The sequence below is a fragment of the Bradyrhizobium ferriligni genome (assembly GCF_056837965.1).
Map to the genome: position 1 here is coordinate 109,035 of NZ_JBXEJO010000001.1, position 13,736 is coordinate 122,770.

The following is a 13,736-nucleotide window of genomic DNA, read 5'->3' on the forward strand; positions in this document are numbered from 1 at the left end:
TGAAGTTACTTCTTGAGCAGTTCCTTCAGATGTGCGGCGAACTCCGCGACGTTGGTTTTGCTGATCACCTTGGTCGGCACGATCAGCTTGCTGTCCTTCGGAATCCAGGACTTGTCGCCGTTCAGCGTCTTGATGATGTTGGTGGCGGAGAGATAGCCGAACTCGTAGGGCTGCTGCACGACCGTGGATTCGATCGTGCCGTCGGAAATGCCGCGTAGCGTCCGCTGATCCTCGTCGAAGCCGACGATCTTCACCTTACCGGCCTTGCCCGCGGCCTTCACCGCGTCATAGATCAGCGGCGTCTCGTAGCTCCACAGGCCGGACAGCAGCGCGATGTCGGGATATTTGACGAGCACGTTCTCCATGTTCGCCTTGGCCTTGGCGAAGTCCACCTGGTCGGTGAACACATCGACCAGCTCGACCTTGGTGCCGGCGATCGCTTCCTTGATGCCCTGCACCCGCTCGCGGGCGTTGTCGGCGTCCATCGTTCCGACGAACAGCGCGATCTTGCCGCCGTTCGGCAGCGCCTTCTTGATCTCCTCGCCGGCCTGCCGCCCTGCCGCGACGTTGTCGGTGCCGATATAGGCGAGGCGATTGCTCTGCGGCGCGTCGCTGTCCGTGGTGATCAGCACGGTCTTGGCCGCAACCTTGTTGAGTTCTTCGGTTGCATGCGGTGCATCGTCGACCGAGATCGAGATACCAGCGACGCCGCGCACCAGCAGATCGTCCAGTTCGCGCCGCTGGCCGGCCGCCGTCCCTTCATTGGTGACGATCAATTCGATATTGTAGTCCGGGTGCTCCTTCTGCGCCTTCTCAAGCCCACGACCCGCGATGGTCCAGAAGTCGGCCGCGACATTGGTCACCAGCGCGATGGTCTTTTTCTGCTGTGCCTGTGCTACCCCCGTAGCCATCGCGAGCGCGGCAGCGCCCGCCAAGAGCGGCACGATCAATTCTCTCGTTGAGACCTTCATATGCACCTCCCTGTCGACACCCCCGGTGAGGGGATTTCACGCCCGGCGCTTTTCATGCCTTATTTTATTCACGCAACTAATAAAATAGCGCGACAAAATGTCCAGTCAAGGATGTTTATGCCCGCGTCTTCAAGCATTATAATAGTAAGATGGTGATGTATTTCAGCTTCTGTCCGCGCTTTTCGGCCCATATCTGAGTAGCCCGCGTTGAATAATTTCATAAAGAGAATTAAAAAAGCCAATATGACCGAACAGTCCGAGCCGTTGAGACGCGCTTCGAGCCTGGCCCGCGGATCGAACCCCGGCCGTCTCGTCGAGGTCTTGCGACGCCAGGGGCCGTTGCCGCGGGTCGAGCTCGCGCGCAGCACGGGCCTGAGCTTCCCGGCCATTTCGGCCATCACGTCGAAGCTGATGGCGGAAGACCTGCTGTGCGAAGCCGAGACAGATGCGGCGACGCTGTGGCCCGACGATGCCGACGAAGAGGATGCGGATGGCGGCCGTCGCCGCGGCCGGCCGGCCGTCCTGCTGACCCTGAATCCTGAGTTTGGCCGCATCATCGCAGTCTCGCTGCGCATGAATCTGGTCGAGACATTGATCGCCGATTTCAGCGGCTCTGCCCTGGCGCAATCGCGACTTGAACTCGCGACGCGCGCGCTCGATGCAGGCGCATTATGCGAGCTCGTGATCGCACAGATCGACGCCATGCTTGAGGCGACCGCCACGCCGCGACATCGGTTGCTCGGAATCGGAATAGCGCTGCAGGGCATCGTCGACGGCGACACTGGCCGGCATCTGTGGAGCCCGGCGCTGTCGATCACCGACGTCGATCTCGCCAAGCCGATCCGCCAGGCGTTCGGTGTCGAGGTCGTGATGGCGAACGACGCAGTCGCGGTCGCGCTGTCCCTCGCAGCCGCCGAACCGGCACTGGCGCAGGGCCTCACGGCCACGATCATGGTGGGCCACGGCGTCGGCATGGGCATTATTGTCGACGGTGAAGCGCGCTGGGGTGCCGGCGCGGGCAGTGAGATCGGTCATGTCAAGTTGGCGCTGAACGGCCCGCAATGCCGCTGCGGTCAGCGCGGCTGCATCGAGGCCCATCTTGCCGACTACGCGCTTTACCGCGATGCCCGTACCTTTCTCGACCTGCCGCCGGCGGCGTCGCAGCAACCGTCCGAGGCGCAGATGGCTCTGCTGCACGATCGGGCACGGAGCGGCGATTCCCGCCTCGAGCACTTGTTCCAGCAGGCGGGCCACGCGCTTGCCGAGGCGGTCGCCACGACGATATCGGTGCTGCGCCCGCATCATGTCATCCTCGCAGGTCCCGGCCTGCAGGCATTCGACATGATGCACAGTGCCTATGAAGAACGGCTCGACCAGGCGGTGCTGCCGTGGCTGCTCAAGTCCACGGCGATATATGTGCGTCCAAGCGAGTCGGCGACCATCGTCGACGGCATGGTGCGGCGGACGCTGCGGGTCGTGGATCGCTGCCTCATGGAGACAACAGAGTGAACCTCGGGATTTGTGGCCGTTTTGCTTGAGCCGCAGCAACGCAACCGACGCCCTTCAGGCGCCAAAATCGAGAGGATGCCAATGCAGGGCGCCATCTATCCAAGTCTCAAGGACCGGACCGTGTTGGTCACTGGCGGCGGTTCCGGCATTGGCGAGGCGATCGTCCGCCAGTTCATCGGCCAGGGCGCGCGGGTCGGCTTCATTGACATCAACCTGACGGCCTCGGAGCAGCTGCTGTCCGATCTCGGGGCACAAGCCCGCGTGCACTTCGAACACGCCGACCTGCGCGACATCGGCGCGCTGCGGCGCGCAGTCGCCGGCATCCGCGAGGCGCTCGGGCCGGTCACCATCCTGGTCAACAATGCGGCCCGCGACGACCGTCACGCGATCGAGGACGTCACACCGGAATTTTGGGACGAGCGGATCGCCGTCAACCTGAAGCACCAGTTCTTCAGTGCCCAGGCGGTCGCGCCGGACATGAAGCAGGCAGGCGGCGGTTCGATCGTCAACATTGGCTCGGTGAGCTGGGTGATCGGCCAGGGCAACATGCCCTGCTACACAACGGCCAAATCGGCTGTTCAGGGCCTCACCCGGGCGCTGGCCCGCGATCTCGGGCCGCACAACATACGGGTCAATTCCATCCTGCCCGGATGGATCATGACCCAGCGGCAGCAGGATCTGTGGTTGACGCCTGAAGGCGTGGCCGAGCTGATGCAGCGCCAATGCCTCAAGCGCAAACTCGTGCCTGATGACATCGCCCGCGTCGTGCTGTTCTTCGCCGCCGATGACAGCGGTGCCTGCACCAACCAGAGCCATATCGTCGATGGTGGCTGGGTCTAGCGCTTCAGGTAATCCGGCAGGGTAAACCCGTCATAGAACCGGTCAGACAGGATCGCGGTCTTGAACGTCTGTGATTTGTAGCCGGCGACGATGTCCTGCGCCCACGGTGAGCCCGCATTGGCCTGCTTCACCGCGACCACATTGATATAAGGCGTCGTCATCTTCTCCAGGGCGAATGCGTTGGTCAGCTTCAGACCGCTGTAGATCGCGAAGTTGCCCTGGATGGCGGCGAAATCAACGTCGTCGAGCGCGCGCGGCGCCTGTGCTGCTTCCAGCGGCACGATCTTGATGCCGCCGGGGTTCTTGATCACGTCGAGTTCGCTGACATCGACCGGCTTGGAGTCGCGAATCTCGACGAGGCCGAGATCGCGCAGGATCCAGAGCGCGCGCTGCAGATTGACGGGATCGTTGGGCACGGCCACGGTCGAGCCGGGCTTGATGGGGGAGCCGACCGGGTGCTTCTTCGAGTAAAGCCCCATCGGGGGCGTCGGGACGTGGACGATGCCGACGAGGTCGGTCTGCTGCCGCTCGTTGTACGAGTTCAGGAAGATCGTGTGCTGCATGACGTTGGCGTCAATCTCGCCCTTGAACACCGCGTTGTTGGCTTCCAGCCCGGTCGAGAACTCGACATAGCGGATACGGTAACCCTTCTTCTCGAGTTCGGGCGCGACGCCAACCTTGAATTCGTCGATATAGGGGCCCGGCACGAAGCCGACTTTCAGATCGGATTTTGCTGATGTCTCCGCGTGCAGGGCGGCGCCGGCAAGAGCACCGAGAATGAGCAGGGTCGAAAGCAACAGGACACGCGCAGTGGTCATTGAATTCTCAAATCCTTGGGCAGTGGGCAAACAGCGATTCGGCCGACGCGAGGTCGGCGGTTTCGAGCACGTCAGGCGATCGCCTTGATCGATCCGGAAAACAGGCTTTGCGGCCGGCTCAGTCCGTAATGGTCGCGCAGCGTCGTGCCGCTGTACTCGTCGCGGAACAGACCGCGCTTGCGCAGGATCGGCACGACCTGCTCGGCGAAGATATCAAACCCGCCGGGTAGCCAGGGCGGCATCACGTTGAAGCCGTCGGCCGCGCCATTCTCGAACCAGGTCTGGATGTTGTCGGCGATTTTCTCCGGCGGGCCCGCGATCACCCAGTGGCCGCGCGCTCCGGCGAGACGCTGCACGAGCTGGCGGATGGTCGGCTGCTCGCGATCGACGATGTCGACCACGAGCTTGAAACGGCTGGCGAGCCCGCGGGCGCTGCCGGTGTCGATCAGGTCGCGGGGGAAGGGACCGTCGAGGTCGAAGCCGGAGAGGTCGAGCCCGATCATCTGGCGAAGCTGGGTCAACGAGTATTCCGGTTGGATCAGCTCGTTGAACTCGTCTTGCAGCCGGTCGGCTTCGGCCTGCGTGCTGGCAATGAACGGGCTGATGCCCGGCAGGATCTTGACCTGATCGGGGCTGCGGTCGAAGGCACGTGCCTGCCGCTTGATGTCCGCATAAAACTCCTGGGCGCTCGCCAGCGTCTGATGCGCGGTGAAGATCGCTTCGGCAAAGCGCGCGGCAAAGGCGCGTCCGTCATCGGACGAGCCGGCCTGGACATAGACCGGCCGTCCCTGCGGCGTCCGCGAGATGTTGAGCGGGCCGCGCACCCGGAAATGCTTTCCGACGTGATCGATCGGATGGATCTTTCCCGTATCGGCGAAAATGCCGGATGCGGGATCGTTCACCACCGCGTCGTCTTCCCAACTGTCCCACAGCCGCGTGATGACATCAAGATATTCCCGCGCCCGCTCGTAGCGTTCGTGGTGAGGCGGATGCTCGGGCAAGCCAAAGTTCTGCGCCGCCTGCGCCGTGCTGGTCGTGACGATGTTCCAACCGGCCCGGCCGCCGCTGAGGTGATCGAGCGACGCGAACAGGCGGGCCAGGTTGTAGGGCTCGGTGTAGGTCGTCGACGCGGTCGCGATCAGGCCGATCCGCTTTGTGGCAACGGCGATCGCCGCCAGCCAGGTGATCGGCTCGAACCGGAAGCGTTGTGCGTAGCGAACATTGTCGGCGAGCGCGGGGCCGTCGGCGAAGAAGATCGCGTCGAATTTCTGGGCCTCGGCGCGCTGCGCCAGCTCCTGATAGTAGGTAACGTCAAGGATGCGATCTGCCGCAGAGCCCTTGTAGCGCCATGCCGCCTCGTGATGGCCGCCGGGATAGATAAAGAGGTTGAGGGAAAGCTGTCGTTTGCTCATCTCGGATCTCGTGAGTCCTGCTGATCGTTATTGGTGGGACGGCGCCTTGTGCGCAAACGCGAAACGCAGGTACCGCTCCAGCTTCAAACCTTCGGGCGTGCGTTTTTCTTCGACAAGGCGCGCGAAGGTGCGTCGCACCAGCTCGCGCTCGTGAGCGGTGAACGCTTCGAGGAAATTGCCGAATGCGCTCGCTTCCGACCACTGCAGCAGCGATGCCGCATCGTCGTGGATATCGAGCAGCGCGCGCAACTCGCTGCGGTAGCCGGCGAAGCCGTGTGCCGCGAACAGCGATTTGAGCTCCTCGTCGGTCGATCCGAGCACCGGGTTGGAGTCCTGGCGATCGCCGGCAAGACCCGCCTCGACGATGGCGCGACGAAGCAGCAGGCGCGACTGGTGCGGCCTGGACGGATCCTGCACATTCAATCCGAGGCGGCCGCCGGGCTTGAGCACGCGCCGGATCTCCCGCAGCGCGCGATCCTTGTCGGAGATCCAATGGAAGACGCTGTTGAGATAGACCGCGTCGAACTGCGCGTCGTCGAAGCGCGACAGATCTTCGGCTCGCCCGGTGGCGAACTGGAGGTTATCCCCCTGCCGAAGGCGCGCAATTTCGATGCGGCCGGCAAGTGGGTCGATACCGATCACGCGGCCGGCCGGGCCGACCAGACCGGCCACGAATTCCGCAAGCCGGCCGGTTCCCGTCCCGATGTCGAGCACGTGCTCGCCGGACTTGATGGCGAGCGGCCCGATCAGGAACTTGCCGTGGCGAAATTGAACGAGTCCCGCTTCATCATAGGAGCGGGCGAGCTCCGGAGTATCGTGTTCAAGGCTGATGTCGCCAACAGTTCGCGGCATTTCGAGAGACCCATCGTTGCTCGCCGCGCGTCGACGTCAGGCGCGTGCGTTGCGGCAGACTCTATGTCGACGGCGATGAAATGAATTTGCGTTGTTGCGCGGCAAGCGAGCATGAACGTGACGAGTTCGTCATTCACCGGAGATGAGTGCGATCGCGCCGATCCGGGCGGTGCATGATTTGGGAGGTTTTCCCAATCGATCGCGTCGATCCCGCACGTCGCAATGCACTTGAGACGATCGGTCAGGCGGCGATCATCGCAAATATTTCAATGCCTGCGTTGTCCACGACGCGAACATTGCCTGCTATCGAAAACAAAGCTGGTTTCGTTTCATTGACTGAATGTCGATCGCTTTTACGATTTGCAACGTCAAAGCGAGGTGGTCATTCATGCCGCAATCCGATCCTGACAGCGTCGCCCGCGAGGCCCTCCGGCTGATCGGGGCCGACCCGCAGAACTGGGTGCCTGATCGCGACGGGATCGATCACAACGTCGTCGTGGTCGGCGGTGGCCAGTCCGGCGCGGCCTTCGCGTTTGCGTTTCGGCGCGCCGGGATCGGCAGGGTTTCGGTGATCGATGCCGCCGCCGACGCCAGCAAGGCCGGCGTGTGGTTGACGAGCGCGCGAATGCACAAGCTCCGTACCCCGAAGACGATTCCAGGTCCGGAGCTCGGTCTGCCCGGTCTTGGTTTCCAGGCATGGTATGAAGCACGCCATGGCGCGGCGGCCTTCGACGCGCTCGATCGGATTCCGCGGCTCGACTGGGCGGCCTATCTCGACTGGTATCGCCGCGTGACTGGCGCCGGCATTCGTTACGGTACGCGGCTGCTCCGCATCGAGCCCGCAGCCGATCATCTGCGGTTACATCTGGAGCGGAGCGGGGTCACGTCCGTCGAGACCACGCGCAAGCTGGTGCTCGCAACCGGTTTTGCGGGTAGCGGGGGCGCTTATGTCCCTGATGCGCTGCGGGCCCTGCCGAAGCGATTCCATGCGCATACTTCGGAAAAGATCGATTTCAGGACGCTGCGTGGTCTCTCCGTTGCGGTGGTCGGGAGTGCTGCGTCGGCCTTCGATGCGGCGGCCGCGGCCCTTGAGGCCGGAGCGCGTGACGTTCATCTGTTTGCGCGCCGGGAGACCTTGGCCGCGTTGCCGGTCATTCGGATCCGCGGCTACCCGGGAGCCTATGACAATTATGGAAGCTTGCCCGATGCGATGCGCTGGCATCAGGCGATCCGGTTCAGGCAGGCTGGGTCGACCCCGCCGCCGGATGCGATCTCGCGCGCGGTCGCCTTTCCCAATTTTCATCTGCATCTGGGCGCGCCATGGACTTCGGCGCAATTGAAGGGGGTACGGCCGGTCGCCATCACTCCGCAGGGTGAGTTCGCGTTCGATTTCGCGATTGCGGGGACCGGTTATTCCGTCGATCTTGGCGCGCAGTCCGAGCTCGCCGATTTCGCCGACGAAATCCTGCTGTGGCGAGATCACTTCGTGCCGCCTGACGGCGAAAAAGACGATGGCTTGGCAGCCTATCCTTATCTTGGGTCCGGGCACGAGTATCTGGAGAAAGTTCCGGGCCGCGCGCCGTATCTGAAGGACATTCACGTCTTCAACCCGGCGGCATTTGTCAGCTTCGGCCTGCCGATCGGCGACGTGCCAAGCTTCAAGCGCGACATTCCGGGGGTCACGGCCAGGATCAGCCGCGATCTGTTCCTGGCCGACCTCGCATCTCATGAGGCGCGCATCAACGGAGAGATCGCGGCGGATTTCACCGCCGAGCTCTATGCGCCGGCTGTCTGGCGGCCGCCGCAGCCCGTCGCGGCGGAATAGCGAGGATCACGACCACATCATTCATCTCCGCCGTCGTTTCCGCGACCGCGCATAGCGGAGCCTTGTCCAGGGGATCGCGGCGACGAGACCAACATCATGAGCAACACGACCACCATCGACAACGTCATTCCGCGCGCCGACATCGTCAAGCGTGCTGCCCGGCTTGGTGCCGAGATCAAGAATGTGCAGCTGTCGGGTGACCTTCCCGACGCGGTCATCCGTGCCATCAACCAGGTGCTGCTCGAGCACAAGGTGATCTTCTTTCGCGACCAGGGGCACCTCGACGACGCCGCGCAGGAGCGCTTCGCGGTCAGGCTCGGCAAACTGGTGCCGCATCCGACCATCGGCCCGAGCAAGGGCACGTCGTCGATCCTCGAGCTGGATTCGGGGCGTGGTGGCGGCCGCGCGGACCAATGGCATACCGACGTCACGTTCGTCGATGCCTATCCGAAGATCTCGGTGCTGCGCGGCGTGGTGATCCCGCCCTATGGCGGTGACACCGTCTGGTCGAACACGGCGGCGGCCTATCTCGACCTGCCTGCACCGTTGCGCAAGCTCGCCGACGAGCTCTGGGCGGTTCACAGCAATGCCTATGATTACGCGGTGAAGTCTCGCGCCACCGACGCCGACAGAAAACATTTCGACGAGGTATTCACCGGGACGATCTATGAGACCGAGCATCCGGTCGTGCGCGTCCATCCCGAAACGGGCGAGCATACCCTGGTGCTCGGCAATTTCGTCCAGCGCTTTGTCGGCCTGCCGAAATATGACGGCCAGAAGCTGTTCGATCTGTTCCAGTCTCACATCACGGCTCCCGAGAACACCGTGCGCTGGAGCTGGCGGGCCGGAGACGTCGCGATCTGGGACAATCGCGCGACCCAGCATTACGCCGTCAATGACTACGGCGAGCAGCATCGCGTGGTGCGCCGCGCCACCATCGATGGCGAGGTTCCGGTCAGCGTCGACGGCCGCCACAGCGTGACGCGGATCAAATCGCCGAAGCAGCAGGCGGCGAAGGCCGCCTGAGTTTGTCGCCTATTGGAGCAACACGATGAATACCATCATTCGAATTCTGCGCGCGCGGCGAGCCGCCGCGCGCCGGGCGGCGCGATTGCTGCTGGCCGGCGCCTTTGCGGCGGGCCTGATCGCTCCGGCCTTCGCCGAGCCACCGCTCGAGAAGACCGAGATCCGCTATCAGGGCTGGGCCGGGCAGGTGACGTTCACCGAGCTCGCCGGGGACCTCGGCTACCTCGCGCCCCTCAAGCTCAAATGGGTCGGCAACACCATCAGCGGACCGCAGGACATCCAGACCGTCGTCACCGGCGACATCGACGTCGGCGGCGCTTTCTATGGCGCGATTATCAAGCTGATCGCGGCCAAGGCGCCGATCAAGGCGGTGGTCGGCTACTACGGTTCCGACGCGAACACCTATTACGGCTACTATGTGAAGGACGACAGCCCGATCAAGACGGCCCGCGACCTGATCGGCAAGAAGGTCGCGGTCAATACGCTTGGCGCCCATCTGGAGTTCGTGCTGCGTGAGTATCTGGCGCGGAACGGCCTTGGCGCCGGCGAGGCCAAGCAGGTGACATTGGTGGCGGTCCCACCCGTCACCGGCGAGCAGGCGCTGCGGCAAGGGCAGGTCGAGGTGAGCGCGCTCAGCGGCGTGTTGCGCGACAAGGCGCTGGAGCGTGGTGGAATCCGTTCGCTCTTCAACGATACCGATCTGTTCGGACAATTCACCGGCGGTGCCTATGTGCTGCGGGAGAAGTTCATCAAGGACAATCCGAACACCGCTCGCAAGCTGGTTGAGGGTATCTCGCGGGCCATTCAGTGGGCGCAGACAACGCCGCCCGATGAAGTGCGGGCCCGCTTCGACCGGATCATCGCGGAGCGCAAGCGCAACGAGGATGCCTCCTCGATCAAGTACTGGAAGAGCACCGGCGTCGCGTCCAAGGGCGGTGTGATCTCGGATGCCGAGCTGCAGGTCTGGATCGACTGGCTGGTCAAGGACGGCCTGCTCAAGCCGGGCCAGATCAAGGCTTCGGACACCTACACCAACGAGTTCAACTATTTCCGTCCCGGAAAGACGGCGGAGGCGCGATGACGTCGGTCAAGATCAGTTTTGACAAGGTCCGCAAGGAGTTCGTCACCCGAGGCGAGGGAGGCCGGCCAGCGGGCCGCTTCACCGCGCTCGAGGACATCACGTTCGACGTGCGCGCCGGCGAATTCCTGGCCCTGGTCGGTCCAAGCGGTTGCGGCAAGTCGACATTGCTCGATCTGCTCGGCGGGCTTGCGACGCCGACCAGCGGCCGCATCCTGCTCGATGGCCGGCCGATCGTCGGACCCGGGCGCGACCGTGGCGTCGTGTTCCAGCAATACGCGCTGTTTCCGTGGCGCACCGCCGCGCAGAATGTGGAGTTCGGGCTCGATATCGCCGGCCTCAAGCCGAAACAACGCCGTGAGATCGCGCGGCACTTCCTCGACCTGGTCGGGTTATCGGGTTTTGCTGACCGTTATCCGCATGAGCTCTCCGGCGGCATGAAGCAGCGCGTCGCGATCGCGCGCAGCCTTGCCTATGATCCGGAGGTGCTGCTGATGGACGAGCCGTTCGCCGCGCTCGATGCCCAGACGCGCGAAACGCTGCAAGGCGAGCTGCTGCGGATCTGGCGTGCCACCGGCAAGACCATCATCTTCATCACTCATGGCATCGACGAGGCCGTTGTGCTCGGTCAGCGCGTGGCGGTCATGACGTCGCGTCCGGGCCGGATCAAACAGATTGTCGACATCCCCGCGGCCTTGCGCAGCGAAGCCGAGGATGTGCGCTCGTTGCCGGAATTCGGTCGCGTGCGCCATGAGATCTGGAGCCTGCTCCGCGAGGAAGTGCAGAAGGCGCAGCAGGGGCAATCGGCGGGCAGGGTCAGCGCAGGCCGTGTCGACCGTGAAGTGAAGGAAGTCGCTCATGTCTAGCCTAGAGATGCTGACATTGCTGGAGCTCGCGCATGGGCGGCGAGACGAGCACACGCCGGCGGCGCGGTCACCGCTGGTGAGCGCGGTCCGCGCCGCGACCCGCGGTCTGGCAGCTTTCGGGCGCCGCTCCCTGCTGCTGATCGCCCTTCTGGCGATCTGGGAGGCCGCGCCCAGGCTCGGCTTGATCGACGCGGTGTTCCTGCCGCCCTTCTCTGACGTTATCGCCGCAGGCTGGCAGCTCGCGCAAACCGGCGAGCTCTATGACGACGCCTCCGCGAGCCTGCTCCGCGCCCTGAGCGGGTTTCTGGTGTCGGTCGTGCTGTTCGTCCCGCTCGGGCTGGCCGTCGGCTGGTACACAAGGCTCGGCGATCTCCTGAACCAGTTCATCGAGATCTGCCGCAATACCGCGCCGCTTGCGCTGTTGCCGGTGTTCATCCTGCTGCTCGGCATCGGTGAGCTCTCGAAGGTCACGATGGTGGTCTATAGCTGCGCCTGGCCGCTGCTGCTCAACACCATCGCCGCGGTGAAGCAGGTCGATCCGCTCTTGATCAAGTCCGCGCGGACCATGGGCGCGACCGCGCAGCAGCTGTTCCGCAAGGTGATCCTTCCGGCGGCGCTGCCGACGATCTTTGTCGGCATTCGCCTCGCCAGTGCGTCAGCCATGCTGGTGCTGGTCGCATCCGAGATGGTCGGCGCCAAGGCCGGTCTCGGCTATCTCATCATCAACAGCCAGTACAGCTTCCTGATCCCGCAGATGTATTTCGGCATCATCGGGATCACCGCGATCGGGCTGGCATTCAATGCCGTCCTGGAGGCGCTAGAACGACGCTTGATGCGATGGAAGGCACAGGTTGCCGCGTGAGATCGTGGTTCAGGCGCCGCTCGGACTGTTTCGTGCGGTGGCCTGCGTCACAATGCTGTTCGGCGGCACGTCCTTGGTCAGCCAGACGTTGCCGCCGATGGTCGACCCGCGGCCGATCGTGATCCGGCCGAGTATGGTTGCGCCGGCGTAGATCACGACGTCATCCTCGACGATCGGATGGCGGGCGTCGCCCTTGATCACATGGCCCTCGTCGTCGGTCGGGAAATGCCGCGCGCCGAGCGTGACGGCCTGATAGACCCGGACGTTGTTGCCGATGATGGCGGTTTCGCCGATCACGACGCCGGTTCCGTGATCGATGAAGAATCCGGAGCCGATCCGGGCGCCGGGATGGATATCGATGCCGGTCCTTGTGTGGGCAATCTCCGACATCAGGCGAGCCACCAGCCGCGCGCCGATCTGGTAGAGCAGATGCGCAAGGCGATGCTGGATGATGGCGGTCATCCCGGGATAGCCGATCAGGATCTCGGGAAAATTCCGCGTCGCCGGGTCGCCAACGAATGCAGCGCGCAGATCGTTGATCAGAAATCCGCGGACCGACGGCAGTTGGGTGGCGAATGCGCGTGTCAGCTCGATCGCCTCCTCATGCACAAAGCCGGGCTCCAGCTCGTCGCCAACGAACAGCGCGCCGCGATGGATCTGCGCGCCGAGCGAATCCAATGCTGTGCTCAGCGTATTGCCGACGAAATAGTCGATATTCTCGCCGTCGAGGTCCGATTGGCCGTAGTGACGCGGGAACAGCGCCTCGGTGAGGCCGTCGAGGATCGCCTCCAGCGCGTCGCGCGAGGGGGCACGGCGAGCCTCGCCGTCTTGCCGGATGCTGTGGGTCTCCTCCCGCGACGTGCGCAACTCGGCCACGATCCGGTCGAGCTGCCAGCGGCCTGGTGGTCTGCTGACCGCGCCGGCCGTTGACGGAGGCGATGCTGGCGGCAATTCGCGTTTCATGCTGCACCCTTTCTCTGTTCTAACGGACATGCGCCAGAGGAATGCTGACTTCGGCCAATAGGTCGAGATCGGCTTCGTGATCGATCTGGACATACTGTCCGTTCCAGTAAGTGAGGCCGGACAGCCGATGCGACAATTCCATGCTGGCGAGGCGGCCCACGATGATGCCATGGGAATGCCGCTCGATGATCTCCTCGACCTGGCATTCGATCATCGCAAGCGACCGCTGCAGCAACGGCACGCCCGAGGCTCCATGGGTCCAGTCGGTGCCCTCGAAGCGTTCTCTGCCCTTCAGCCGGCCATTGCTGAAGCGCTCGGCCAGGGCCTGCTGGTCGGAGCCGAGGATGTTGACACCGAACAGCCGATGGCGGGCGATCGGCGCGAAGGACGACGCCTGCCGGTTGATGCTGACCAGCAACCGGGGTGGGCTGGCGCTGAGCGACGTCAGCGAGGTCACCGTCATGCCGGTGATGTCCTCACCCTGTCCTGCGGTGATGATGCAAACGCCGCCCGGGAGGCGGCGCATGACAAGGCGAAATTGACGCTCGATCTCGTGGTCGGCGTCCACAAGATGAATATCCGGCTTGCTCATCGGGATTCTCCCTTGCATTGCCTCGCCGGATTGGACCTCGCCAGAGCGTTTTCGAGCGAAGTGGATACCGGTTCGCGTGAAGAAAACGCATCAAAACAACAATCCAGAGCTCCGTTCCGATT

Annotated in this window: 13 protein-coding genes; 7 read left to right on the forward strand and 6 right to left on the reverse strand. The window is 63.7% G+C overall.

The genetic code is table 11. From position 1 onward, the window contains the following. Positions 1-5: 5 nt before the first annotated feature. Positions 6-971, reverse strand: coding sequence for a sugar-binding protein (locus AC1VNY_RS00530; RefSeq protein ID WP_212055523.1), 966 nt, complete (start codon positions 969-971; stop codon positions 6-8). Positions 972-1,214: 243 nt separating this feature from the next. Between AC1VNY_RS00530 and AC1VNY_RS00535 the strand changes: the two genes are divergently transcribed. Both AC1VNY_RS00535 and AC1VNY_RS00540 read left to right on the forward strand, forming a co-directional pair. Beyond that, positions 1,215-2,480, forward strand: a complete 1,266-nt coding sequence (locus tag AC1VNY_RS00535) for an ROK family protein (RefSeq protein WP_482403690.1) — start codon at positions 1,215-1,217, stop codon at positions 2,478-2,480. Between the two features lie 81 nt (positions 2,481-2,561). Then, the gene (locus tag AC1VNY_RS00540) at positions 2,562-3,320 is read left to right on the forward strand and encodes an SDR family NAD(P)-dependent oxidoreductase (RefSeq protein WP_304497050.1); all 759 of its coding nucleotides are present in this window, start codon (positions 2,562-2,564) and stop codon (positions 3,318-3,320) included. Here the strand turns inward: AC1VNY_RS00540 and AC1VNY_RS00545 are convergent. From AC1VNY_RS00545 to AC1VNY_RS00555, 3 genes are all read right to left on the reverse strand, one after another. Continuing rightward, entirely contained in the window at positions 3,317-4,138 is an 822-nt protein-coding gene (locus tag AC1VNY_RS00545) for a MetQ/NlpA family ABC transporter substrate-binding protein (protein WP_482403691.1), read from the reverse strand. The genes AC1VNY_RS00540 and AC1VNY_RS00545 overlap by 4 nt on opposite strands. A 71-nt stretch (positions 4,139-4,209) precedes the next feature. Further along, the gene (locus AC1VNY_RS00550) at positions 4,210-5,550 is read right to left on the reverse strand and encodes an LLM class flavin-dependent oxidoreductase (RefSeq protein ID WP_482403692.1); all 1,341 of its coding nucleotides are present in this window, start codon (positions 5,548-5,550) and stop codon (positions 4,210-4,212) included. Positions 5,551-5,577: 27 nt separating this feature from the next. Beyond that, complete coding sequence (locus tag AC1VNY_RS00555; RefSeq protein ID WP_482403693.1) at positions 5,578-6,402, reverse strand: class I SAM-dependent methyltransferase; 825 nt, start codon at positions 6,400-6,402, stop codon at positions 5,578-5,580. A 388-nt stretch (positions 6,403-6,790) separates the two neighbouring features. On the opposite strand from AC1VNY_RS00555, the gene AC1VNY_RS00560 reads away from it, so the two are divergent. From AC1VNY_RS00560 to AC1VNY_RS00580, 5 genes are all read left to right on the forward strand, one after another. After that, complete coding sequence (locus AC1VNY_RS00560; protein ID WP_482403694.1) at positions 6,791-8,227, forward strand: FAD-dependent oxidoreductase; 1,437 nt, start codon at positions 6,791-6,793, stop codon at positions 8,225-8,227. Between the two features lie 96 nt (positions 8,228-8,323). Further along, complete coding sequence (locus AC1VNY_RS00565) at positions 8,324-9,253, forward strand: TauD/TfdA dioxygenase family protein (RefSeq protein ID WP_482403695.1); 930 nt, start codon at positions 8,324-8,326, stop codon at positions 9,251-9,253. Positions 9,254-9,278: 25 nt separating this feature from the next. Further along, the gene (locus AC1VNY_RS00570; protein WP_482403696.1) at positions 9,279-10,334 is read left to right on the forward strand and encodes an ABC transporter substrate-binding protein; all 1,056 of its coding nucleotides are present in this window, start codon (positions 9,279-9,281) and stop codon (positions 10,332-10,334) included. Next, positions 10,331-11,197 (forward strand): ABC transporter ATP-binding protein, encoded by an 867-nt coding sequence (locus AC1VNY_RS00575; protein ID WP_482403697.1) that lies wholly within the window; start codon positions 10,331-10,333, stop codon positions 11,195-11,197. The genes AC1VNY_RS00570 and AC1VNY_RS00575 overlap by 4 nt, the downstream gene beginning before the upstream one ends. Then, on the forward strand, positions 11,190-12,059 hold the full coding sequence (locus AC1VNY_RS00580; protein WP_482403698.1) for an ABC transporter permease: 870 nt from the start codon (positions 11,190-11,192) through the stop codon (positions 12,057-12,059). Before AC1VNY_RS00575 ends, AC1VNY_RS00580 begins: the two co-directional genes overlap by 8 nt. 9 nt (positions 12,060-12,068) lie before the next feature. On the opposite strand, the gene epsC is transcribed toward AC1VNY_RS00580, so the two are convergent. Together epsC and AC1VNY_RS00590 are read right to left on the reverse strand one after the other, a co-directional pair. After that, on the reverse strand, positions 12,069-13,022 hold the full coding sequence (gene epsC / locus AC1VNY_RS00585) for a serine O-acetyltransferase EpsC (protein WP_482403699.1): 954 nt from the start codon (positions 13,020-13,022) through the stop codon (positions 12,069-12,071). A 19-nt stretch (positions 13,023-13,041) separates the two neighbouring features. Next, complete coding sequence (locus AC1VNY_RS00590; protein ID WP_057017437.1) at positions 13,042-13,614, reverse strand: flavin reductase family protein; 573 nt, start codon at positions 13,612-13,614, stop codon at positions 13,042-13,044. Between the last annotated feature and the right edge of the window lie 122 nt (positions 13,615-13,736).

Excerpts from the sequence above, each read along its gene's own strand:
- AC1VNY_RS00530 (WP_212055523.1), bottom strand. The coding sequence starts at position 971 with ATGAAGGTCTCAACGAGAGAATTGATCGTGCCGCTCTTGGCGGGCGCT.
- AC1VNY_RS00535 (WP_482403690.1), top strand. The coding sequence starts at position 1,215 with ATGACCGAACAGTCCGAGCCGTTGAGACGCGCTTCGAGCCTGGCCCGC.
- AC1VNY_RS00540 (WP_304497050.1), top strand. The coding sequence starts at position 2,562 with ATGCAGGGCGCCATCTATCCAAGTCTCAAGGACCGGACCGTGTTGGTC.
- AC1VNY_RS00545 (WP_482403691.1), bottom strand. The coding sequence starts at position 4,138 with ATGACCACTGCGCGTGTCCTGTTGCTTTCGACCCTGCTCATTCTCGGT.
- AC1VNY_RS00550 (WP_482403692.1), bottom strand. The coding sequence starts at position 5,550 with ATGAGCAAACGACAGCTTTCCCTCAACCTCTTTATCTATCCCGGCGGC.
- AC1VNY_RS00555 (WP_482403693.1), bottom strand. The coding sequence starts at position 6,402 with ATGCCGCGAACTGTTGGCGACATCAGCCTTGAACACGATACTCCGGAG.
- AC1VNY_RS00560 (WP_482403694.1), top strand. The coding sequence starts at position 6,791 with ATGCCGCAATCCGATCCTGACAGCGTCGCCCGCGAGGCCCTCCGGCTG.
- AC1VNY_RS00565 (WP_482403695.1), top strand. The coding sequence starts at position 8,324 with ATGAGCAACACGACCACCATCGACAACGTCATTCCGCGCGCCGACATC.
- AC1VNY_RS00570 (WP_482403696.1), top strand. The coding sequence starts at position 9,279 with ATGAATACCATCATTCGAATTCTGCGCGCGCGGCGAGCCGCCGCGCGC.
- AC1VNY_RS00575 (WP_482403697.1), top strand. The coding sequence starts at position 10,331 with ATGACGTCGGTCAAGATCAGTTTTGACAAGGTCCGCAAGGAGTTCGTC.
- AC1VNY_RS00580 (WP_482403698.1), top strand. The coding sequence starts at position 11,190 with ATGTCTAGCCTAGAGATGCTGACATTGCTGGAGCTCGCGCATGGGCGG.
- epsC (WP_482403699.1), bottom strand. The coding sequence starts at position 13,022 with ATGAAACGCGAATTGCCGCCAGCATCGCCTCCGTCAACGGCCGGCGCG.
- AC1VNY_RS00590 (WP_057017437.1), bottom strand. The coding sequence starts at position 13,614 with ATGAGCAAGCCGGATATTCATCTTGTGGACGCCGACCACGAGATCGAG.